At 69.2% G+C, this 20659-nt stretch carries 19 protein-coding genes; 12 read left to right on the plus strand and 7 right to left on the minus strand.

Annotated features, from left to right (window positions below; genetic code table 11):
- Nucleotides 1–83 precede the first annotated feature (83 nt).
- The 7 genes from JKJ07_RS33095 to JKJ07_RS33125 all read left to right on the plus strand — a co-directional run bounded on the left by JKJ07_RS33095 (nucleotide 84) and on the right by JKJ07_RS33125 (nucleotide 5394).
- Nucleotides 84–287 carry a hypothetical protein gene (locus JKJ07_RS33095; protein WP_202995803.1) on the plus strand — a complete coding sequence of 68 codons (204 nt, stop codon included), beginning with the start codon at nucleotides 84–86 and terminating at the stop codon, nucleotides 285–287.
- Complete coding sequence (locus tag JKJ07_RS33100; protein ID WP_202995804.1) at nucleotides 287–760, plus strand: Pycsar system effector family protein; 474 nt, start codon at nucleotides 287–289, stop codon at nucleotides 758–760. The genes JKJ07_RS33095 and JKJ07_RS33100 overlap by 1 nt, the downstream gene beginning before the upstream one ends.
- A 158-nt stretch (nucleotides 761–918) precedes the next feature.
- Nucleotides 919–1791 carry a hypothetical protein gene (locus JKJ07_RS33105; RefSeq protein ID WP_202995805.1) on the plus strand — a complete coding sequence of 291 codons (873 nt, stop codon included), beginning with the start codon at nucleotides 919–921 and terminating at the stop codon, nucleotides 1789–1791.
- A complete protein-coding gene (locus JKJ07_RS33110) occupies nucleotides 1788–2219 on the plus strand; it encodes a DUF4031 domain-containing protein (RefSeq protein WP_307834528.1) in 432 nt (143 codons plus the stop codon). Before JKJ07_RS33105 ends, JKJ07_RS33110 begins: the two co-directional genes overlap by 4 nt.
- Before the next feature lie 34 nt (nucleotides 2220–2253).
- A complete protein-coding gene (locus tag JKJ07_RS33115; protein ID WP_202995806.1) occupies nucleotides 2254–3915 on the plus strand; it encodes a replication initiator in 1662 nt (553 codons plus the stop codon).
- Nucleotides 3916–3967: 52 nt separating this feature from the next.
- Nucleotides 3968–4153: a helix-turn-helix domain-containing protein gene (locus JKJ07_RS33120; RefSeq protein WP_202995807.1), complete on the plus strand. Its 186-nt coding sequence runs from the start codon at nucleotides 3968–3970 to the stop codon at nucleotides 4151–4153.
- A gap of 2 nt (nucleotides 4154–4155) precedes the next feature.
- A complete protein-coding gene (locus tag JKJ07_RS33125) occupies nucleotides 4156–5394 on the plus strand; it encodes a tyrosine-type recombinase/integrase (RefSeq protein ID WP_202995808.1) in 1239 nt (412 codons plus the stop codon).
- Nucleotide 5395: 1 nt separating this feature from the next.
- Here JKJ07_RS33125 and JKJ07_RS33130 read toward each other — a convergent pair whose 3' ends face one another.
- A complete protein-coding gene (locus tag JKJ07_RS33130; protein ID WP_498370757.1) occupies nucleotides 5396–7582 on the minus strand; it encodes a rhamnogalacturonan lyase family protein in 2187 nt (728 codons plus the stop codon).
- Nucleotides 7583–7722: 140 nt separating this feature from the next.
- Between JKJ07_RS33130 and JKJ07_RS51940 the strand changes: the two genes are divergently transcribed.
- Nucleotides 7723–8943: a cellulose binding domain-containing protein gene (locus tag JKJ07_RS51940; RefSeq protein ID WP_202995809.1), complete on the plus strand. Its 1221-nt coding sequence runs from the start codon at nucleotides 7723–7725 to the stop codon at nucleotides 8941–8943.
- A gap of 520 nt (nucleotides 8944–9463) precedes the next feature.
- Here JKJ07_RS51940 and JKJ07_RS33140 read toward each other — a convergent pair.
- Together JKJ07_RS33140 and JKJ07_RS33145 are read right to left on the minus strand one after the other, a co-directional pair.
- The gene (locus JKJ07_RS33140) at nucleotides 9464–11659 is read right to left on the minus strand and encodes a hypothetical protein (RefSeq protein WP_202995810.1); all 2196 of its coding nucleotides are present in this window, start codon (nucleotides 11657–11659) and stop codon (nucleotides 9464–9466) included.
- Nucleotides 11660–11742: 83 nt separating this feature from the next.
- Complete coding sequence (locus JKJ07_RS33145) at nucleotides 11743–12066, minus strand: putative quinol monooxygenase (RefSeq protein ID WP_202995811.1); 324 nt, start codon at nucleotides 12064–12066, stop codon at nucleotides 11743–11745.
- A gap of 70 nt (nucleotides 12067–12136) precedes the next feature.
- On the opposite strand from JKJ07_RS33145, the gene JKJ07_RS33150 reads away from it, so the two are divergent.
- Nucleotides 12137–12937, plus strand: coding sequence for an IclR family transcriptional regulator (locus JKJ07_RS33150; RefSeq protein WP_202995812.1), 801 nt, complete (start codon nucleotides 12137–12139; stop codon nucleotides 12935–12937).
- 91 nt (nucleotides 12938–13028) lie between these two features.
- On the opposite strand, the gene JKJ07_RS33155 is transcribed toward JKJ07_RS33150, so the two are convergent.
- The 3 genes from JKJ07_RS33155 to JKJ07_RS33165 are packed head-to-tail and all read right to left on the minus strand — an operon-like array spanning nucleotide 13029 to nucleotide 17179.
- The gene (locus tag JKJ07_RS33155) at nucleotides 13029–14012 is read right to left on the minus strand and encodes an amidohydrolase family protein (protein WP_202995813.1); all 984 of its coding nucleotides are present in this window, start codon (nucleotides 14010–14012) and stop codon (nucleotides 13029–13031) included.
- The gene (locus JKJ07_RS33160) at nucleotides 14012–15010 is read right to left on the minus strand and encodes an NAD(P)-dependent alcohol dehydrogenase (RefSeq protein ID WP_202995814.1); all 999 of its coding nucleotides are present in this window, start codon (nucleotides 15008–15010) and stop codon (nucleotides 14012–14014) included. The genes JKJ07_RS33155 and JKJ07_RS33160 overlap by 1 nt, the downstream gene beginning before the upstream one ends.
- A gap of 51 nt (nucleotides 15011–15061) precedes the next feature.
- Nucleotides 15062–17179, minus strand: a complete 2118-nt coding sequence (locus JKJ07_RS33165) for an MMPL family transporter (protein ID WP_202995815.1) — start codon at nucleotides 17177–17179, stop codon at nucleotides 15062–15064.
- A gap of 182 nt (nucleotides 17180–17361) precedes the next feature.
- Between JKJ07_RS33165 and JKJ07_RS33170 the strand changes: the two genes are divergently transcribed.
- The 3 genes from JKJ07_RS33170 to JKJ07_RS33180 are packed head-to-tail and all read left to right on the plus strand — an operon-like array spanning nucleotide 17362 to nucleotide 19161.
- The gene (locus tag JKJ07_RS33170; RefSeq protein WP_133877323.1) at nucleotides 17362–17625 is read left to right on the plus strand and encodes a hypothetical protein; all 264 of its coding nucleotides are present in this window, start codon (nucleotides 17362–17364) and stop codon (nucleotides 17623–17625) included.
- A gap of 16 nt (nucleotides 17626–17641) precedes the next feature.
- Nucleotides 17642–18124 (plus strand): SsrA-binding protein SmpB, encoded by a 483-nt coding sequence (gene smpB / locus JKJ07_RS33175; protein WP_202995828.1) that lies wholly within the window; start codon nucleotides 17642–17644, stop codon nucleotides 18122–18124.
- A 17-nt stretch (nucleotides 18125–18141) separates the two neighbouring features.
- The gene (locus tag JKJ07_RS33180; RefSeq protein WP_202995830.1) at nucleotides 18142–19161 is read left to right on the plus strand and encodes an LLM class flavin-dependent oxidoreductase; all 1020 of its coding nucleotides are present in this window, start codon (nucleotides 18142–18144) and stop codon (nucleotides 19159–19161) included.
- Between the two features lie 57 nt (nucleotides 19162–19218).
- Here JKJ07_RS33180 and JKJ07_RS33185 read toward each other — a convergent pair whose 3' ends face one another.
- Nucleotides 19219–20370 carry a sugar ABC transporter substrate-binding protein gene (locus JKJ07_RS33185; RefSeq protein ID WP_202995832.1) on the minus strand — a complete coding sequence of 384 codons (1152 nt, stop codon included), beginning with the start codon at nucleotides 20368–20370 and terminating at the stop codon, nucleotides 19219–19221.
- Nucleotides 20371–20659: the final 289 nt, after the last annotated feature.

Below are 20659 nucleotides of genomic sequence, written 5' to 3' on the forward strand. Positions count from 1 at the left end.
GCCCGCGCGAGGACCGAACCCTCGGCCACACCTGCATTCCAGGCGCGGCCGACGTTGTTCGACCTCGCCGGAAAGGACGCGCAATGATCTCCTACCTCATCACCTACAACTTCAGCGACGGTAACGGATTCGGTTTCGGCAACGTCCAGATCGATCGGGATCAGCCGATCCGTTCTGTAGACGACGTCCGCCACTTCGAAAAGCTGCTGCGTAAGCAGGTGCCCGGCATCGTGGTTGTCCTGTCCTTCACCCGCTTCGAGTCTGAGGCGACCGGAGGCCGGAACTGATGGCCACGCTGTTGTTCGGCGACGAGATCGACCATGTGCAAGGGCAGATCAGCCGGGCCGACACGAAAGCGTCGATCCTGACCGGCCTGTCCCTGGCCGCCCTCACCGGCGGCGCCGCACTGGCCGGCAAGGCACACCTGCACGGCTTCGCCGTCGCTGGTGCTGTCCTGACCGCTGCCCTGATCGGGGCAGCGCTGGTCCTGCTGGGCTGGGCCATCCGGCCCGACCTGCGCGGTAACCACGGCTTCGTCCGTTGGGCGGCAACGCCTGACGCGAAAGCCCTGAAGTACCAGCTGGAAATCTCCAACCGTGGTTCGGTTGCCGATGAGCAGCTCGACTGCGCCCGGCAACTGTGGTCACTGGCCCGCACTGCGCAAGCAAAGTACGCGCGCATCCGCCGAGCCGTCGACCTGCTTGGCGCTGCCCTGGGCTTCGCCGCCCTGACCGCGATCCTGACCGGGCTGGGCTGGTGAAACCCATGTCCCTAAAGATCACAGGCCGTACCTGGGCCTACATCGGTGCCGCTCTCGGCGGTGGCGTGTCAATCGCCGCGAACGTCGCCCACTCCTACGTCCCGCCCGAGGGCTTGACCCCCGAGCGGACCGCGGAGTGGGCACCGAAGGTCGGTGCCGTGATCGGCGCTACCTTCTGGCCGGTCGCGTTGTTCGTCGCGATCGAGATCCTGACCCGGGTGGCCTGGCCGTCCGGGCGGGGCTGGCAACTGCTGCGCTTCGGCGGGATCACCCCCGTCGCACTCGTCGCAGCCGTCGTCTCCTACCGGCACCTGTCCGGGCTCCTGGCCTACTACGGCGAGGACCCCGTCACGTGCGTGTTCGGCCCGCTCGCTGTCGACGGGCTCATGGTCATCTCGTCCGCCGCACTGCTGGCGACGGCAGACCACGCACGCACACTCGATTCCTTGACCGTCCCGGCCGTCCCGCCTGTTCCGGCACCGGCCCCGACCCTGCCCGCCGTCCCGGCGCCGAGCACCACCGCGCCGCAATCGGCAGGCAACCCCGCGCCGACCGAGGACCCGGCACAGTCGCCGGAACCCGTGCCGGCCACCCGGATCGACGCTGTGCCGACCCCGGCCGACGTTGCCCCCCGGATCACCCCGGACCCGGCGAAAATCCCGCTGCGACCGACCGCCACCCGGCCGGTTGCTGCCCGCACCTCCAAGCCCAAGCCCCGCACGCCGCAGCCGACCGCATCGGCTGAGCCGCTGGCCGCTCCCGCCACCGACACCCCTGTCACCGAGCCGGAGCCCGCCCAGATGTCTCTGCCGATGCCCGTCGACCCTGGTCTGCTGGCCAAAGCTCGACAGGTCGCCGAGCAGCACCACGCCGACACCGGCACCCCGATCAAAGCAGGCCAACTCGCTGCCCGTCTGCGCGTGAACTCCGAACTGGCAACCCAAGCCCTGGCCGTGCTCAACCTCGGCTCGGACAACCCCACCACCAACACCACGACTGTCAACGGCACGCCCGTCAAGGCAACCCGGTGACCGTCTCGCCGATTGAGCGTCGTGCCCGAAGCTTCACCGCTTCGGGCACGGCCCCGGCCGACGAGCCGAACCCCACCCTCTTCGTCAAGGAGCACACCGTCGTGACCGTCTACGTCGACAACTACCGCTGCCACGCCACCGTCGGCCGTCTCACTGGCCGGTGGTCACACCTGACCGCCGACACCTCCGACGAACTGCACACCTTCGCCGCCCGGCTCGGGCTACGCCGGGCCTGGTTTCAAGCCCGCTGCCGCTACTCCACCTGCCCCGCCCCCGACGGCGTCTGCGTGCACTACCACTACGACGTCATCGACAGCATGCGCACCCGGGCCATCCGCACCGGTGCCCACCCGATCGACATCCGCGACCTCGGCGCGCTGATCACCGCCCGCCGCACCGCTCAACGCCCAACGCCCGCCGCGACCTGATGACCCGCACCCCGACCATGCCCGGAGCTGCCGCGTGACCCTCTCGACGCTGCCCGTCGTACCCGACGCCACCACGGCCTCGGGTACGGCGGCATGCGCCGAGCCGGCCACCGTCCCCACCTGGTGGGCACGCTCCATCGATCTGACCAAACAGGCCGTCGCCCGCGCTGCCCGGCCCGACTACGAGGCCTGGCTCACGCACGTCAAACCCGCCTCCGCATGCGTGCGGCCGGTCCGGCTGGCCGGAACCATCGCCACCGTCGAAGCCGCCACCGGCCGCCTCCTCGCCGAACGGTCGACTGCGGACATGCCTGACGGGGTCATCTACAAGCCGTGCGGCAACCGCCGCGAGAAGGTGTGCCCGTCCTGCTCGAAGCTGTACCAGAACGACGCCTACCACGTCGTACGCACCGGCCTGATCGGCGGCAAAGGCGTCCCCGACGAGGTGGCTCACCATCCGGCCGTGTTCCCCACCTTCACCGCACCCAGCTTCGGCGAAGTACACACCCGCGTCGTGAAGCGGCACACCTGCGCCCGGCGCACCGACTGCGACTGCCGCCCCGAACCCTGCCACGCCCGCCGCGACCTCAGCGTGTGCCCGCACGGTATCCGGCTCGCCTGCTTCGCCCGCCACAGCAACGAGGACACCCGGCTCGGCACCCCGCTGTGCCTCGACTGCTACCCCTACGCCGCGCAGGCCGTGTGGAACCTCGGGGCCGGGGAACTATGGCGACGTACCACCATCGCCGTCAACCGCTACATCCGCCGTCTCGCCCGGCAACGCGGCATCCCCGACGTCGAAACGTTCACCAACGATGGCCAGATCCGGCAAGTGCCCCCGGTCCGGCTCTCGTTCGGTAAGGCCGCCGAGATGCAACGTCGCGGTGTCGTGCACTTCCACGCCATCGTCCGCCTCGACGGCGTCGACCCCTTCGACCCGGCCGCGGTCGTTCCGCCACCGCCGGGCATCGACGCACACGACCTGGTCGCCGCGATCGACCACGCCACCGCCACGATCGGCTACGTCACCGCAGCGCACCCTGCCCGGCCCGGCGGCTGGTACATCGGCTGGGGCGAACAACAACTCACCAAGGTAATCACCGTGGCCGGCCTTGGAGAAGTCACCGACGGCCAAGTTGCCGCCTACCTCGCCAAGTACGCCACCAAAGCCACCGAAATCACCGGCCACACCTCGGCCCGGCTCACCAACGACACCATCGACGTCTACGCAGACCCGACCGGGACGCACGTCGAACGGCTCGTGGCCGCCTGCTGGTCACTCGCACACACCCGGTGGCGCTGCCCGGCAGCCCTGTGCCAGCACCACCACACCTGCCCCGCCTGCGTCGAACACCGAGCCGCTAAAGCAGCCCCGACAACCACCCCGTTCGTCCGGCTCCGCCGGTGGGCGCACATGCTCGGCTTCGGCGGCCACTTCCTCACCAAATCCCGCCGCTACTCGATCACCTTCGCACTGCTCCGCGACAACCGCGTCGTCTACCGCCGCACCCAAAAGGCCGGCCCCGAACAGACCGCGCCCGACACCGAGCCGACGACCCTGGTCGTCAACTTCCTCGAATTCGTCGGCGCCGGATGGCGCACACCCGCAGACGCCATGCTGGCCAACACCTCCGCTCAGATGGCCCGTGAGCACGCCGAAAACGCCAGGCAATACCTGAACACCCTGGCCGCGTGAACGGCCGTCAAACGTCAAGCCCGTCTTGACGCTAAATCTACGGGGAGAGGTAATGGCACCGCTGGTATCGGAATCATGCTGGACGGTCGATGACGTGGCCGCCTTCTTGCGGGTTCCGAAAGGGACGCTTTACACGTGGCGCAAACGTCACTATGGGCCGTCCGCGTCGCGTGTCGGTCGGTACCTTCGTTACGATCCGGCTGAAGTTCGGGCATGGCTCAAGAATCGAGCGGAGTAGCGATGGGGCATATCGAGGACCGGTGGTTCAAAACCGTGCCGGGTGTGGCCGGGCAAAAGCCGATCCGCACACGGACGGACCGGTGCGGTAAGGGTGATCGGTACCGAGTGCGCTATATTGCACCCGACGGCCGCGAGCGAAGCAAGTCCTTTCCGGACCGGGCCAAGCGCGCGGCCGAGGAATTCTTGGCCGGTGTCGAGTCCGACAAGATTCGCGGCACCTACGTGGATCCATCAGCCGGTAAACAGCCGTTTGACCAGTTCGCTGAGCAGTGGCTGCGTAGCCATCCGCTGGACGAGTCAACCCGTCCGACAGTTCGCTCGCGGGTGCGCAATCACCTGATCCCGTACTTCGGCGGTCGCGGGATCGGCGCAATTCGACCTAGCACGGTCCGCGACTGGGACAGAGAAATGATCGCTAAGAAGTTGGCAAACAATACCCGGGTTGTACTGTTCGCCCACTTGAGCGGAATTCTGACCTCTGCCGTCGACGACGGGCTAATCGCCAAGAATCCCTGCTCGGCGAAATCAGTTAAAGCGCCCACTTCGACGCTCCCGGAAATTGTACCGTGGCCGTTTGAAGTGGTAGCCGCGGTTCGCGACGGAGTACCCCTGCGCTACCGGCCGGTGGTCGACCTTGGCGCAGGGTGCGGATTGCGCCAGGGAGAAATATTCGGAGTTTCCCCACACGATTTCGATTTCGGAACTGAATGGTTGACGGTGCGTCGTCAAGTGAAGCGGGTGGGGTCGCAGCTAGTCTTCGGCCTGCCGAAGAATGACAAAGAGCGCCGGGTGCCACTACCGGGGAGGGTGGCTGCTGCCATCCGGAGGCATCTCGACACCTTCCGGACGGTGCCGGTGACGCTGCCCTGGGAAGACCCGGTGCACGGCAAGGCGGTCACGGTGCCGCTGTTGTTCGTCACCCAGCGCGGTTCCGCGGTGCGACAGCAGGTCGCGGCTAACCAGATCTGGCATCCGGCGCTGAAAGCTGCGGGTGTGGAGGTCTGCCGGGTCAACGGAATGCACGCGCTGCGACACCTGTACGCCTCGGCGCTGCTCGATGCGGGTGAGAACATCAAGGCGCTTGCGGAGTGGCTGGGTCACGCTGATCCGGCGTTCACGTTGCGGGTCTACGCGCATTTGATGCCGGAGAGCCCGAAGCGAGCGCGTCGGGCTGTTGACGCACTGCTTAGCGGGCTCCCCGGGTCGCACGGCCCAGAGACGGCCCCGGACCATGTCTGATCTACGAAAGAGCAAACGAGGGGTGCGGCGGCTGGTTGTAGGCGGTGTTCTGCCAGGCGATCGCCTCGCGGTACTGGATGTCGTGCAGCAGCGTGAGCACCCGGCGGTCGGTCGGGATCGGGGTCGAATAGATCCGCAGGGCCGTGTTGTCGGTCGTGGGCCAGATGACCTCCTCGCGCCAGTCGCCGAGCAGGTCGCCGCTGAGGGACGGGGTGGCCTTGGTGCCGTTGTTCGAGTGCACGCCCGACGCGGTCAGCAGGCGCGTGTCCGACGACGTGCCGTACTTGTCGATCCGGGTCTGGTCGAGCAGCTCGCGTTGGGCGTCGCCGTCCCACCAGATCACGAAGTTCGTCGAGCTCGGCTTGCGCGAGGCGACAACCGAACCCGAGGGCCCCCGTACGCCGTCGGCCGCCGACGACCACGACTCGGCGCCCGGGCTTCCGGCCCAGATGTCGGCCGACACGCCCCGCCCGTTGTCACCGTTCGCCGGCGTGCTCCACAAGATCTGGCCCGTACGGGCATCGGCGAACCACGACGACGGCTTGCTGGAGTCCTCGTCGACCTTGAAGACCTCCAGGCCCGTACGGGATGGGTCGAGATCGCCGACGTGCAGCGCGTCGCCGTGCCCGTACGTGGTGTTCCACAGTTTTGCGCCGTTGTCGTCGATGGCGAGGGAGCCGTACACGATCTCGTCCTTGCCGTCGCGGTCGACGTCGGCCACCGCGAGCTGGTGGTTGCCCTGGCCCGCGGTGCCGCTGTTGGTCGAGCTGTTGCTGTCGAACGTCCACCGGCGGGTCAGCGCGCCGTTGCGGAAGTCCCAGGCCACGACGACGCTGCGGGTGTAGTAGCCGCGCGCCATGATCAGGCTGGGCCGGCTGCCGTCCAGGTAGGCCGTGCCGGCGAGGAAGCGGTCGACCCGATTCCCGTACGAGTCGCCCCAGCTCGACACCGTGCCGCGCGGGGGCACGTAGTCGACGGTGGACAGCGCGGCCCCGGTGCGGCCGTCGAACATCGTCAGGTATTCGGGGCCGGTCAGCACGTAGCCCGACGAGTTGCGGTAGTCGGCGCTCGAGCTGCCGATGACCTGCCCGGTGCCCGAGACGGTGGCATCGGCCGTCTTCATGGCCACCTCGGCCCGGCCGTCGCCGTCGTAGTCGTACACCTGGAACTGGGTGTAGTGCGCCCCAGCCCGGATGTTGCGGCCCAGGTTGATGCGCCACAGCCGGGTGCCGTCGAGCTTGTACGCGTCGACGTAGACCGGGTCGGTGACGCCGGACTGCGAGTTGTCCTTCGAGTTGAGCGGGTCCCACTTGAGCACCAGGTCCAGCTTGCCGTCGCCGTCGAGGTCACCCGTGCTCGCGTCGTTGGCGGCGTACAGGGAGCTGTTGGGGTTCTGGATCGGCACGTCGAGGTAGCCGTTGGCGAAGGTGAGGGCCGGACCCTCCGCGGCCTGTTCGGTGTTAGATATGACCGCTCGCACTGTGTACGACGCGTTCGCGGCCGCGCCGGAGTCGAGGTAGTTGGTCGACGTCGTGATCGGCGACGCGTTGAGCTTGGTCGTGCCGCGGTAGACGTTGAAGCCGATGCCGGACGGGTCGGTGGCCAGCCAGCGCCAGCTCACCAGGTTGGCCGAGCCGGAGCGGACGCTGATCACGCCGCGGTCGAGGCGTTCCCGCTGCTTGCCGTCCGCGGGCGCGACCGTGGTGGGCGGGGTCGTTGTAGGCGGCATCGTCGTCGGTGGCGTGGTTGTGGGCGGGCTGGTGGTGGCGGGCGGGTTGGTCGTGGGCTGGGTCGAGCCGGTGCACGCCACGCCGTTGAGGGTGAAGGCCGTCGGGGTCGCGGAGTCGCCGGTCGCGTTGAAGCCGAAGCTCGCGGTGCCGTTGGTCGTTATTGAAGCGTTCCAACCGGCGTCGCGCACCGACACCTGGGCGCCGGTCTGGGTCACCGAGCCGTTCCAGAGCGAGCTGATCGTCTGTCCACCGGGGAACGTGAACGCGAGCGTCCAGCCGTTAACGGGGTCGCCCAGGTTGACGACCTCCACATTGGCGCCGAAGCCGCCCGGCCAGGAGTTCGCCACGGAGTAGCGCACCTGGCATCCGGCGGCCGCGTCGGCCCTGGTCGCGACCATGATTCCCGCGCCGGCGGTGGCGACGGCGAGGACGGCCGCGATCTTTCCTCTTCTGGCCACGAGAGGAGTCCTTAGATCGAGGGGGATAAATGGGAGCGTTCCCAGGGTGGACTGTTTCGGGCTTGTGGTCAAGGTTGGATTGGGAGCGCTCCCATGTCATCATGCGGAAATCCACTGTTATCAATCAGCCCGAGGTGCCCATGTTCCGACTTCGAGTGGCCTTCCCCCGCCGTTCCCGCCCGGCCCCCGCCTCCCCTCCCGCTCCTTCCCCCGCCGCCGCCCGACCCCACCTGCCAGGCGGTGACCGGTCCGGCCGCGCTGATGTTCGCCGCCGGCGGCTGGCCGTGCTGGCCGGCGCGACCGCCCTCCTGTCCGCCGGCGCGGTAACCGCGGCGAGCCGGGCCGACGCCGCCGCCGGCTGCCAGGTCCGTTACACCGTGTCGAGCTCCTGGCCCGGCGGCTTCGGCGCGGCCGTCGACATCACCAACCTCGGCGACCCCGTCTCGAGCTGGGCGCTGACGTTCTCGTTCCCGGCCGGTCAGACGATCACGCAACTGTGGAACGGAACCGCCACCCAGTCCGGCGCCGCGGTCACCGTCCGCAACGCCTCCTGGAACGGCGCGCTGGCCACCAACGGCACCGCGAGCTTCGGCTTCAACGGCTCCTGGACCGGCAGCAACCCCGTACCGTCGGCGTTCGCCCTCAACGGCGTCGCTTGCACAGGCGGTACCGTCCCCACAACACCGCCCACAACGCCTCCGACGACCCCGCCCACCACGCCGCCGACCACTCCCCCCACCACGCCCCCGGCCGGCTCGGCGGTCAAAATCATGGCGCTGGGCGACTCGATCACCGGCTCCCCCGGCTGCTGGCGCGCCCTGCTCTGGCAGAAACTCCCCGCGGCCAAGGTCGACTTCGTGGGCACGCTCCCCGGCCAGGGCTGCGGTTTCCCGTACGACGGTGAGAACGAGGGCCACGGCGGCGCGCTGGTCTCCGCCGTCGCCGCCCAGGACCAGCTGGTCGGCTGGCTCGCGGCAAGCAAGCCGGACGTCGTCATGATGCACTTCGGCACGAACGACGTCTGGAGCAACTTCGCGCCCGAGACGATCCTGGCCGCGTACACGAAACTGGTCGGTCAGATGCGCGCGTCCAACCCGGCCATGAAGATCCTGGTCGCCCAGATCATCCCGATGAACGCCGCCAACTGCGCCGACTGCGGCCAACGAGTCATCAACCTGAACGCGGCCATCCCGGCCTGGGCCGCCGGCCTCTCCACGACCGCATCCCCCATCAAGGTCGTCGACCAGTGGACCGGCTTCTCCCCCGCCACCGACACCTACGACGGCGTCCACCCCAACGACGCCGGCAACACCAAAATCGCCGACCGCTGGTACCCGGCCGTCAGCGCCCTGCTCCCCTAGCGACCCGAGCCCGGCCTGCCGCGCGGTGCGGCAGGCCCGCTCTTCGGGTGCGGCCCTGCCGAAAGGCGCCCGAAATCACGCTCGTTGAACCGCTGCCACCTGTGGAGAACCACCCAAAGTTGTCGTACCCCTGTGCTCAACTCGTCCCCACCCAGTGCCGGGGTGGGGGCGGTCCGGGGGCCGCTGGAGATCAACGATCATCGGGGGCGGTCCGGGAACCAAAGGAGATCAAACGATCATCGGGGGCCGGACAGGCCGGAGCGGTCGTCGGCGGGCATGTCCATGGCCGCTACAGGTCGGGGCTACCGCGGATCGGCGTCTCGACCCCGCAACGCGGCATCGGGGGAACGAATCAGGCCGTCAGCGCGGCCACCTCGCCAAACCGCCACGGGTGCGCCAGGGGGCGGCGAGGCCGGCAACGAACGCCCGCGGATCACCGCCACAAGGGGGAGAGCCAGCGCCGGATATAAGCGCCGGGTGCAAGTGATGTCGTGGCGGGCAGAAGCGGAGCAGGGGCGTGTCAGCGCCAGGTGCAGGTGATGTCGCGGTGGGGTGGGGCGGCCGCGGCTGAGGCTTGGGGGCCGGTCAGGTGGCGGCGGATCGTCTCGGCCTGGTGCAGGGTCTTGCCGTGCCACGTCCAGCGGGTCTCGGCCGTTGCGGCGGTCATGATGGCGCCGGTGGCCGGGTCGCGGGTGTAGTCGGCCGAGCCCGAGACCAGTTCGGGGCGGCCGTCGCGGTTGATGTCGGAGCAGCCGAGGCCGGCCGTGCGGGCCAGCGTCGACGCGGTCTCGAAGCGCTGGTCGATCAGCACCAGGCCGTCCGAGGTGAGCGAGAGCAGGTGGACGGTCGAGCCGGTCTGCAGGGCGACCTCCTCGCCCGGCTCGCCGTCCAGGTCGATGGTCTCGAGCACGGCGGGGCGGCCGAACGGCAGCAGCACGTCGGAGGTGCGACCGGCGGCCAGCACCGCGCGTGCCGTCCAGCGGTCGCCGCGGTGGAAGAGCAACAGCGTGTCCGTACGGCCGTCGCCGTCGAGGTCGGCGCGGGCCACGCTGCGGCACGTCGCGTCGGGCGGGACGAACGCGTTGGCCGGCGCCGACGAGGAGCAGGTCACCGGGCCGGCCAGCTTGCTCGCCTCGGCGGCCGGGAACTCGCCGGGTGGGAGGCCCGCGACCAGCGACGTCCAGGTGCCGTCGAGCGCGATGCACAGGCGGAAGTCCTGGCCCTGCCCGGCCGTCTGGCGCACGATGCCCACGTCCTCGGCGGGCAGGCCCAGGTCGGCCAGGCGGGCCGGATAGGTCGCCAGGCCGGGGTCGGCCAGGCCGTAGACGTAGCCGTCGCGTGAGGTCTCGTCGCACGGCCAGCGCAGCGGCGGGGTGGTCACGAGCGCGGCGACGGCGCCGGTGACGCGCGGGCCGGTGAGCCCGGTGTTGGCGAAGGTCAGCCCGCTCGGCGGGAGCGCGTCGGTCAGCGAGTCGCGCGCGGCCGCCGCGTACAGGCGCTCCTGGGTCGTGACGACGGCCGCGGGAAGGGACCCGCCGGGCTCGTTGAGGGCCTTGCGCGGGATGACCGGGCCGCGCCGGGCGATCACGCGCCATTGGTCGTCGACGGCCGGGCGGGACGCGACGGCGCCGGTCAGGCCCTGCATCGCCGCGATCACCGACCCGCGTACGTCGGCCCGGTCGGCCCTGGCCTGGTTCTCCGAGACGCCCTCGGGGAGGATGCGCACGGCGTCGAAGGCGTCGATCACGCAGGAGGCCAGGCGCCCGTCCAGCCCGTCCGGGGGCAGGGCCAAGGCACACCGTACGGCCTGGACCGTCACCTCGGCGGGGACGAACGCGGAGCTCATCACGTCGACCAGGTATTCGGCCACGGCGACGTCGGGACCCGTACGGGCGACGAAGTCGATGCTGTTGTAGTTGCCCGGCAGCGACACGTCGAGCATGCCCCGGCCGGGCAGGAACGTGTAGTCGCGGTCGGTCTCGGCCAGCTTGCGCCACACGGTGTCGGCCGCGCTCGCGCGGTTGGGCTGGACGACCGCGAGCTGGGGGTAACCGCCGAGCTCGGCGAACCGGCCGGAGGCGGAGTCGCTGACCACGCGCAGCAGGGCCGACCGGTCGGCGGCGCCCGCGGCCACGCAGGTCTTCACGGCGCCGCCCTCGACGTGCGCGGTCCAGCGGTCGGAGCGGGTGGTGCCGCAGTCCGGGTCGGGTGCCCCGTACGCCCCGGCACCCGCGCCGGCCCGGTCGGGCGCCGCCACGACGGCCCGGCCCGCGCTCACGATCGTCAGGTGCCCGACGGTCGTGGTGATCGTGCCCGCGTCGAGGTCGACGACGCCGCCCTCGCTGCTCCACACCCGGTTGCCGTCGCGGGACACGACGGTGACCAGCCCGCCGTCCTTGGCCTTCGCGCGCAGCGGCAGGGTGACCGTGGCCGCGGTGCGCAGCGTGCCCTCGTCGAGCGAGACGGCGACCGGCTCGGCGAGCCAGGTCAGCCCGTCGGGCGGCTCGACGCTGGGGCGCGGCACGATGCGCACCTGGGTGTCGACGCTGACCGCGCCCGGCCCGAACCGGACGGACACGCCCTCATCGGTCGTGATCGTGCCGCCCGCGGCCGCGCTGATCCGTGCGATCGTCGCCGGGGACCGCAGCGACCAGGCGATGACGCCGCCGGCCGCCAGCAGCACGACCGCCACCACGGCGGCCAGGGCCACGCGCACGTTTCTCCTCCAGAATCCCGGGGGACCCACGGTAGGAAGCGTGCTCAAGTGCGGTGAACCTCCGGTCGGGCACGACCGTGCGGCTATTCGACGGCGAGCTCTCCCAGTTCGGACCAGCCATCCTGATCAACAGTCTGACTGACGATCTTGGGTGTTTCCGCCAGATACTGTGGCAGATCCCGCTGCGCCTGCTTGAAGTGGGCCGACCCGACGTGCGCGGCGCCCGCGTCACCGTCGCGGAAAGCCTCGACCAAGACGTACTCGCTGGGGTCGTCGAGGCTGCGCGACCAGTCGAACCACAGGCAGCCGGCCTCGGCGCGGGTGGCCTCGGTGAACGCCTTGGCGAGCTCGGGCCAGCGGTCGGCGTACTCCGGCTTCACAAGGAACTTGGCGGTAATGAAGATCATTTGATGCCTCCCTTTCGCGCGATCAGTCAACGCTCTTCCCTCACTGCATTCTCTCCAAGAGGCTGAGCGGATGAGTGGTGGCAAGGGCACCGGCGTCCTGCAGTCCGTCGAGCGGGCGATGCGCGTGCTCGACCACATCGCCTCGGCGCCCGGCCCGGTGCAGGCCAAGCACGTCGCCCGCGACCTCGGCCTGACCCTGCCGACCACCTATCATCTGCTCACCACCCTGGTCACCGGCGGTTATCTGGTGCACCTGGCCGACGAGCGGGCCTATGCGCTCGGCCACCGCGTCGACGACCTGGCCCGCGGCCTGCACCGGCAGATCGCGGCCCCGCCCGAGGTGCAGCGGGTGGCCTCCGTGGTCCACCGGGAGGCGCAGGCCGCCTCCTACTACGCCACGCTGCGCGACGCCGAGATGATCGTCGCGCACGTGGCCGAGTGCCCGGCCCATCCCCGCATCCGGATCCTCGCGGTCGGTTTTCATGAGGCGCCGCACGCCACCGCGTTCGGCAAGCTGATGCTGGCCACCCTGCCCGTCGACGACCGGGAGGCCGTGCTCGAGCACACCGGCGTCCCGGCGGTGACCGCGGGGACGGTCACCGATCGCGGGCTGCTGCTGCGGCAGTTGCGCCAGGTCCGCGGAACCGGCCTGGCGGTCGAAGTGGACGAGTTCCAGGACGGGCTGAGCTGCATGGCCGCCCCGGTCACCGACGCGGCCGGCCGGTTCGTGGGGGCGGTGGCCGTCTCGATGCCGACCACCCGGCTGCGCTCGGACCGATGGTCGGTCGAGCGGGCCGTGCGGCTGGGCGCGGTGCGGGCTACGCGTGCGGTGTCGCTGAACACGGCCGCTCGCACCGGCCGCCTCACCTGAAATTGTCAGCGACGTCACTTGTGGATAAGTCGAAATGCCGCCTTTGCGCGCGCTAGTTTCTGGCCAGCCCCCTGGGTGCGGTGGGGAGGGCTTAGTTGGTTGCCATTTCGGACATGTCGGTCGGCGTCTTGATGTCGTAGAGCCGGGCCGCGTTCAGGCCCAGGATCTTCTGCTTGATCGCCGGAGTCAGCACCCCGTATTCACCCTGCATGTCACCCGGGATCTGGAAGTCGACGAACCTCTCGATCAGCCACTTCGGCTGCCAGACCGCGTAGTCGCTGCCGAACAGGATCCGATCCTCGCCGATCCAATAGAGCAGCTCCCCGATGATCCGCGCGAAGTAGCGCGGCCGGCTGTGCAGGAACGGCAGGGCCATCGCCAGTCCCCCGTACACGTTGGGCTCCTGCGTGGCGATCCAGCAGAAGTCCTCGAGCCGGGGCAGCCCGACGTGCTCCACGACGAAGCGCAGGCCGGGAAAGGCGGTGGCGGCGTCGTCCACGTCGGCTACGTCGAACGCGTCCCGGTTCATCGGATAGACCGTCGGCCCCTTGTGCACGTGGATGTTCCTGATGCCCAGGGCTTCGCACTTCTCCAGATACCGGTACGCCCACGGGTCGCTGAGCTTCCAGCCCTTGTTGTCCCCCTTCCACTCGGCGGTGCAGACGTTGACGCCCCGCAGGTGCCAGCGCTCGTGCAGCGCCTCCAGCTTCGCCAGCCCGGCCTCGCCGTCGCGCGGGTCCCAGCGGCCGTTGACGACGAACCGGCCCGGATGCCGCTCGGCCATCTCGCCGTTCTGCTCGGTGGTGTCGAACCCGTTGACGAACCAGTCGGACAGGTACGTCGACTGCAAGATGGCCACGTCGGCGTAGCCCACGTCGAACAGGTCGTGGATCATGCGGGCCTCGGGGTAGCGCTCGAACTCGCTCAGCGTCCACTTGTGCTCGTCGGGCGAGAGGCTCGAGTGGTACCCGTACAGGCAATTGATGTAGCCCTCGCCGTACCGGTTGATCTGGTTGGCTGGACTCCCGTCCCAGAAATGCGTGTGCGCGTCGACGATGAAGAGCTCGCGGTACATCAGGGCACGAGGATGCCGCGGCCCTGCAGCCGGCCGGCCTCCAGATCGTCCATCGCCTCGTTGACCGCCGCCAGCGGGTACTGCCGCGTGTGCAGCGTGACCTTGCCCAGCGCGGCCAGGGTCATCAGCTCGTCGAGGTCGTTGTAGGAGCCGACCAGGTTGCCGATGATGTTGCGCTCGGTGGAGATCAGGTCGATGGTCGGGATGTTCACCGCGCCGCCGTAGCCGATCACGTAGTAGCTGCCGGCCCGCCGGGTCATCGTCAGGCCGAGCGACTCGGCGCCCTGCTCGCCGACGAAGTCGAGCACCACGTTCGCGCTGTCGGCCAGGTCGTCGCCACTGGCCAGCACCTCGTGGGCGCCCAGCTCGGTGGCCAGCTCGCGGGCCTTCTCGTTGGGGTCGATCACGACCACCTTGGCCGCGGTCATGGCGACCAGGCACTGGATGCCGATGTGGCCGAGCCCGCCCGCCCCGATCACCACACAGGTCTGCCCGGGATAGAGCAAGGGCACAGCCTTCCGTACGGCGTGATAGGCCGTGAGACCGGCGTCGGCCAGCGCGGCCACGGCGGCCGGTTCGAGCCCGTCGGCCAGTTTGACCACCGAGCGGGCGCTGGTCAGCAGCAGCTCGGCCATGCCGCCGTCGGTGTCGATGCCGGGGAACTTGTTGTTCTCGCAGTGCACGTCGTCGCCCGCGCGGCAGGCCCGGCACAGCCCGCAGGTCACGAGCGGGTGCAGGATGACCGCGTCGCCGGGGGCCACGTTGGTGACCGCGCTGCCGACCTCCTGCACCCAGCCCGCGTTCTCGTGGCCGATCACGTACGGGAGTTGGACGCCGGACTTCTCGGCCCACTGGCCCTCGATGATGTGCAGGTCGGTGCGGCACAGTCCGGCCGCACCGACCTTGACGATGACGTCGAGCGGGCCGGTGATCGTCGGTTCCGGCACGTCGTCGATCGACGGCCGCTTGCCGTAGGAGTGAACTCGGACAGCCTTCATCGGCTACGCCTCCTCTTGTCGTCGCTGACTAGAGGGTGCGTAGCCGACGGGCTAGTGCGTAAGTTCGGGTTCAGATGATGACAAGGGTGTTTCCTCTTGGTCGCGCGATTCGAGGTGCAGCTTCGAGGGCCACCACATCCACCGCCCGACATCCAGGTTGAGCGCGGTCACCAGCACCGAGCGCACGATCAGCGTGTCGAGCAGGACGCCGAACGCCACCGCGAACCCTATCTGCACGAACGCGACCAGCGGCAGGCTGGCCAGCGCCGAGAACGTGCCCGCGAGCACGATGCCGGCCGAGGTGATCACGCCGCCGGTCGCGGCCAGGCCGATCAGCGCGCCACGCCGGGTGCCGTGCTGCAGCGCCTCCTCCCGCACCCGGGTCATCAGGAAGATGTTGTAGTCGATGCCCAGGGCGACCAGGAACACGAAGACGAACAGCGGGAACGACGTGTCCTCGGCCGAGAAGTCGAACAGGTAGCGGAAGGCCAGGATGCTCACGCCGAGCGCGGCCGCGAACGAGAGCACCACCGTCGCGATGAGGATCAGCGGCGCCACGATCGCCCGCAGCAGCAGGCCCAGGATGATCAGCACGACGAGCAGCACGAGCGGGATGATCAGCCGGTTGTCGTGCCGGTTGGCGTCGTTGATGTCGACCACCACCGCGGTGTAGCCACCGACCTTGGCGTCGGCGCCCGGTATCGGATGCAGCGCGGCGCGGGCGTCCGCCACCGTCTGCTGCGCGGCCTGGCTGTCCGGGGCCGCGGTCAGCGTGCCGTCGATCATGGCCAGGCCGTCCTTGACCACGGGGTCGGCGACCTCGCTGATGCCGGGCACCTGACCCAGCGCCCGGCTCACCTGGTCGGCGGTCGCGGCGTTGGCGATCACCGTGACGGGCTGCCCGCCGCCGGCCGGGAAGTGCCGGGCCAGGGCCTGTTCGGCGACCGTGGACGGCTGCTCGGTGGTGAACTGCTCGGCCGAGGTCAGCCCCACGGCGTTGGACTGCAGCAGGCCCAGCGCCATCGCGCCCAGCACCACGGCCGTGCCGATCCAGACCGTGCGCGGGCGGCGCGAGACCCGGCCGCCGAGCCGGGACCAGAAGCCGGTCGCGGTCGGCTCGGCGGTGCCGTAACGGGGGCGGACCGGCCAGAACAGCCACCGGCCGCAGATCACCAGCAGGGCCGGGAGCAGCGACACCATCGCACCCAGGCCGACGGCGATGCCGATCGCGGCCACCGGGCCCAGGCCCGCGGTCGAGTTGAGTTCGGCCAGCGACAGGCAGAGCATGCCGACGACCACGGTGGCGGCGCTGGCGATGATCGCGGGGCCGGCCCGGTGCAGGGCGAACTGCATCGCCTCGTGCCGGTCCTCGTGCCGGCGCAGCTCCTCGCGATAGCGCGCCACCAGCAGCAGCGCGTAGTCGGTGCCGGCCCCGAAGACCAGCACCGTGAGGATGCCCGCGCTCTGCGCGTTGACCGCCAGGTCGGCGTACTTGGCGAGCAGATAGATGACCGCCTGCGAGCTGGTCAGGGCCACGCCCGCGGTCAGGATCGGCAAGAGCCACAAGACCGGGCTGCGGTACGTGATGAGCAGGATGATCGCCACGACGGCGAGCGTGGTGTAGAGCAGGGTGCCGTCGATGCCCGCGAACGCGCCGGCCGAGTCGGCGGCCGACGCCACCGGGCCGGCCAGATAGATGTCGAGGCCCGGCGGAGCGTTCGTCTTCGCGGTGTCCGTGATCGCGTTGGCGATGTCGGGGATCGCGTCCCACCCGTCATCGGTGATCTTGACCGGGACGATGACCTGGATGGCCCCCTTGTCCTGGCTCGGCACCGGGCCGATCACCTGGCCGGTGACGCCCTCGACCGAGCCCATCCGGCCCACGTCGGCCTGGGCCTTGGCCAGGTCGGCGGGCGTGACCGTGCCGCCGGCCCGCTCGTAGACGACGATCGCCGGGGCGATGTCGTCGGGCTGGAACTGTCTTTGCAGGTCGGCGACCTGGGTCGCCTCCGCGCCGCCGGGTAGCCACGCGGAATTGTCGTTTTTCTCGACGCTGGTCAGTTTGCCGGCCAGCGGAGCCGCCAGAAGAAGAATGCCGATCCAGAAGGCGAGCACGATCCACTTCGACCAACGGCCGCAGACCAGCCTCGCCACCCCACCCGTAGCCATCTCGTATCCCCCCGAGACACCGGTGCCTGACTGGCGGAGCGTATGGCCCACCCTGGTCACGGGCAAATACTTCTCAGGGATAACTCAGGGGGATTTCAGCCGCCCGAAGTCCACTGTGTCCGGCCACGGGGCAAACGTCCCTGGGTCGCGTGCTCCAAGGTCATTTCGGCATAATCCTATGGGTGACCAATTGGGAATTCGCGCGGCTCGAGTACCGCGCCGCCGGCACGCTCGGCGCGGACCGGTTCATGGACTGGACGGCGACCTTTCACCACCCGGGCGGCGTGCTGCGCTGGGGCACCGACGAGCGCTTCGACGACCTGCGCCATCTGAACCGGGCAGGCGCGGCCGGCTGGCAGGCGTACGACCGGGCCGCCATGCACGTGCACAACGAGCCGCACCGCCTGAGCAGCGTGACATATTCCATGCGGCGGCCCGTGCCGTGAGGCTAACCTCTGCTGCGTGAGCAGGGAGACCGGACGCAAGCTGATCGCCTCGAACAAGAAGGCGCGGCACGACTACGCCATCCTCAAGACGTACGAGGCGGGTCTCGTGCTGGCCGGCACCGAGGTCAAATCGCTGCGCGAGGGCCGGGCCTCGCTGGTCGACGCGTTCGCCCAGGAGCACGAGGGCGAGATCATGCTGTACGGGTTGCACATCGCCGAGTACGGCTACGGCAGCTGGACCAACCACGCGCCGCGCCGCACCCGCAAGCTGCTGCTGCACAAGTCCGAGATCGTCAAGATCCTGGCCCAGCTGCGCGACGGCAACGGGCTCACCCTGGTGCCGCTCTCGATGTATTTCAACGAGGGCTGGGCCAAGGTCGAGCTCGGCCTCGCGCGCGGCCTCCGGTCGTACGACAAACGGCAGGTGCTGGCCGCGAAGGACGCCCAGAAAGAGATCGCCCGCGAGATGGGCCGCCGCCTGAAGGGCCGCACCCGATAACGGCCTAGAGTGATCAAGTGGAATTTGGACTCGATACTTTCGGCGACGTCACCGTCGACGAGCACGGCCAGAAGCTGCCGTACGCGCAAGTGATCCGCAACGTCGTCGAGCAGGCCGTGCTCGCCGACCGCCTGGGCATCGACGGCTTCGGCCTCGGCGAGCACCACCGCGACGACTTCGCGGTCTCCGCCCCCGAGATCGTGCTGGCCGCCATCGCCGCGCGCACCGAGCGGATCAGGCTGGGCACCGCGGTCACCGTGCTCAGCTCGGACGACCCGGTCCGCGTCTTCGAGCGGTTCGCCACGCTCGACGCGGTCTCGAACGGACGGGCCGAGATCATCCTGGGCCGCGGCTCGTTCACCGAGTCGTTCCCGCTGTTCGGCTATGACCTGACCGACTACGAGCGGCTCTTCGAGGAGAAGGCCGACCTGATGGCCAAGCTGCTCGACGAGGGCCCGGTCACGTGGTCGGGCACGGTCCGGCCGCCGCTGACCGACCAGCAGGTCTACCCCAAGACCGAGTCGGGCCACATCCGTACGTGGATCGGGGTCGGCGGCAGCCCCGAGTCGGTGGTCCGCGCGGCGCAGCACGGCCTGCCCCTGGTGCTGGCGATCATCGGCGGCGAGCCGGTGCGGTTCGCCCCCTACGTCGAGCTCTACCAGCGCGCGCTCAAGGAGTTCGAGCAGCCCTCCCTGCCGGTCGCCGCGCACTGCCCCGGCTTCGTCGCCGAGACCGACGAGGAAGCCGTCGAGCTGCTGTGGCCGCACGCGCGCAACATGCTCAACCGGATCGGTCGCGAGCGGGGCTGGCCGCCGCTGAGCCGCGACAAGTTCGAGATCGACGTCCGCGACGGCGCCTGGCACGTCGGCTCGCCCGAGACGGTCGCGCAGAAGGTCGCGCACACGATCAAGCACCTCGGCATCCAGCGCTTCGACCTGAAGTACTCGGCCGGCACGCTGCCCCACGAGCACATGATGAAAGCCATTTCCCTGTACGGCGAGCAGGTCGTCCCGCGGGTGAAGGAACTGCTCGCCTAGGACCGCACAGCAAAGGGGGCCGGCCTTCCCAGCCGGCCCCCTTTGGTGCGTCTGCTGCTAGTTGGTGCCGTTCTCCGACTCGTCATCGGCGAACTCGCCGATCTTGTGCTGCTGGCACAGGGCGAGGTATTTGCCCTTGCAGAGCTCGGCCTGGTCGATGTAGTCGTCCTCGAGCACGACATTGAGGTTGGTGATCGTGATCGCCTGCGGCTTGAGCGGGATGTAGGGCACGTAGCCGGCGGACTCGGGGTCCTTGATCGTCTCGGTGACCTTCGGGTCCACGCCCTTGAACAGGTCGATCGCCACCCGGGCGGCGTTCGTCGCCTCGTTCTTCACGGCCTTGTAGACCGTCATGCACTGCTCGCCGGTCAGGATGTTCTGCAGGCCCTCGAGCGTGGCGTCCTGACCGGTGACCGGCACGGTGCCGCTGCGCTTGTACTTGCGGAGCACCTTGATGACCGCGTTGCCGATGCCGTCGTTGGCCGCGAGCACGCCGCTGATCTGGGGCGTCTGGCGCAGCATCTGCTCAAAGATCTTGCCGGCCTCGTCGTTGTCCCAGTCCGGCACCCACTGGGCCGGGCCGTTGGTGTACTCCGCGGAGTTGTACTTCTCGTTCAGCACGCTCTCGTAGCCGTCCTTGAACAGCGTGGCGTTGTTGTCCGAGGGCGAGCCGTTGAGCTGGGCGATCAGCGGGTTCTTGACGTTCTTGGCGGCCAGGCACTTGGTCAGCCCGTAGCCCTGGAGCTCGCCGACCTCGACGTTGTTGAAGCTGACGTAGTAATTGGCGTTGCCGTTGAGAGTGAGCCGGTCGTAGTCGATCGTCGGGATCTTCTTCTCGCGCGCCTTGTCCAGCACGGTCTTGCCGCTCTCGGAGTCGAGGTTGGCGATGATCAGCACCTTGACGCCGTCGTTGACCATCCGCTCGCCGGTCTGCACGAACTTCGCGCGATCGCCCTCCGCGTTCACGATCTCGACGGGGACCTTGGCCGCGTCGAACGCCGCCTTGAGATATTTCGGGTCCTCGTCGCGCCAGCGGTTCGAGCTCTTGGTGTCGGGCAGGATCACGCCGACCCGAGCCTTGCCGTTGCCGCCGCTCGTAGTGCCCCCGCCACTACTCGCGTCGCCGGAATCGCCGGAGTCGTCACACGCAGTCATGGTGGCCGACGCCATCAGGCCGACGGCGGCGATAGCCAGCAGTTTCTTGCGCATCTAGGGAAGCTTCCTCTCCGGGTGGAACTTCGACCTGTGTGAGGCTCCGCACGAGTCGCCCAAGTATCAGGCAGACGGGGCGCGCCCGACAGGGGGTACGGCACCGGAGAGAAAAATAGTTCATTTCCCGTCCGTAAGCACCCTCGCGTTACGTTCGGTATCGGCAATTGTGATCTTTTCCTGGTCAGCGACGGCGGCCCGGACGAAAAATCGTCCGTCAGGACGTTCGCCCCGTCCGGACGCCGCCCGGGGTCGTCCATTCGGCCTGCTCCCGGCCCGAAAAGAACGG

The sequence above is a fragment of the Paractinoplanes lichenicola genome, assembly GCF_016785085.1.
Classification (GTDB): Bacteria; Actinomycetota; Actinomycetes; order Mycobacteriales; family Micromonosporaceae; genus Actinoplanes; species Actinoplanes lichenicola.

Coding starts and splice junctions, on each gene's coding strand:
- JKJ07_RS33095 (WP_202995803.1), top strand. CDS start 84: ATGATCTCCTACCTCATCACCTACAACTTCAGCGACGGTAACGGATTC.
- JKJ07_RS33100 (WP_202995804.1), top strand. CDS start 287: ATGGCCACGCTGTTGTTCGGCGACGAGATCGACCATGTGCAAGGGCAG.
- JKJ07_RS33120 (WP_202995807.1), top strand. CDS start 3,968: ATGGCACCGCTGGTATCGGAATCATGCTGGACGGTCGATGACGTGGCC.
- JKJ07_RS33125 (WP_202995808.1), top strand. CDS start 4,156: ATGGGGCATATCGAGGACCGGTGGTTCAAAACCGTGCCGGGTGTGGCC.
- JKJ07_RS51940 (WP_202995809.1), top strand. CDS start 7,723: ATGTTCCGACTTCGAGTGGCCTTCCCCCGCCGTTCCCGCCCGGCCCCC.
- JKJ07_RS33145 (WP_202995811.1), bottom strand. CDS start 12,066: ATGATCTTCATTACCGCCAAGTTCCTTGTGAAGCCGGAGTACGCCGAC.
- JKJ07_RS33150 (WP_202995812.1), top strand. CDS start 12,137: ATGAGTGGTGGCAAGGGCACCGGCGTCCTGCAGTCCGTCGAGCGGGCG.
- JKJ07_RS33155 (WP_202995813.1), bottom strand. CDS start 14,012: ATGTACCGCGAGCTCTTCATCGTCGACGCGCACACGCATTTCTGGGAC.
- JKJ07_RS33160 (WP_202995814.1), bottom strand. CDS start 15,010: ATGAAGGCTGTCCGAGTTCACTCCTACGGCAAGCGGCCGTCGATCGAC.
- JKJ07_RS33165 (WP_202995815.1), bottom strand. CDS start 17,179: ATGGCTACGGGTGGGGTGGCGAGGCTGGTCTGCGGCCGTTGGTCGAAG.
- JKJ07_RS33185 (WP_202995832.1), bottom strand. CDS start 20,370: ATGCGCAAGAAACTGCTGGCTATCGCCGCCGTCGGCCTGATGGCGTCG.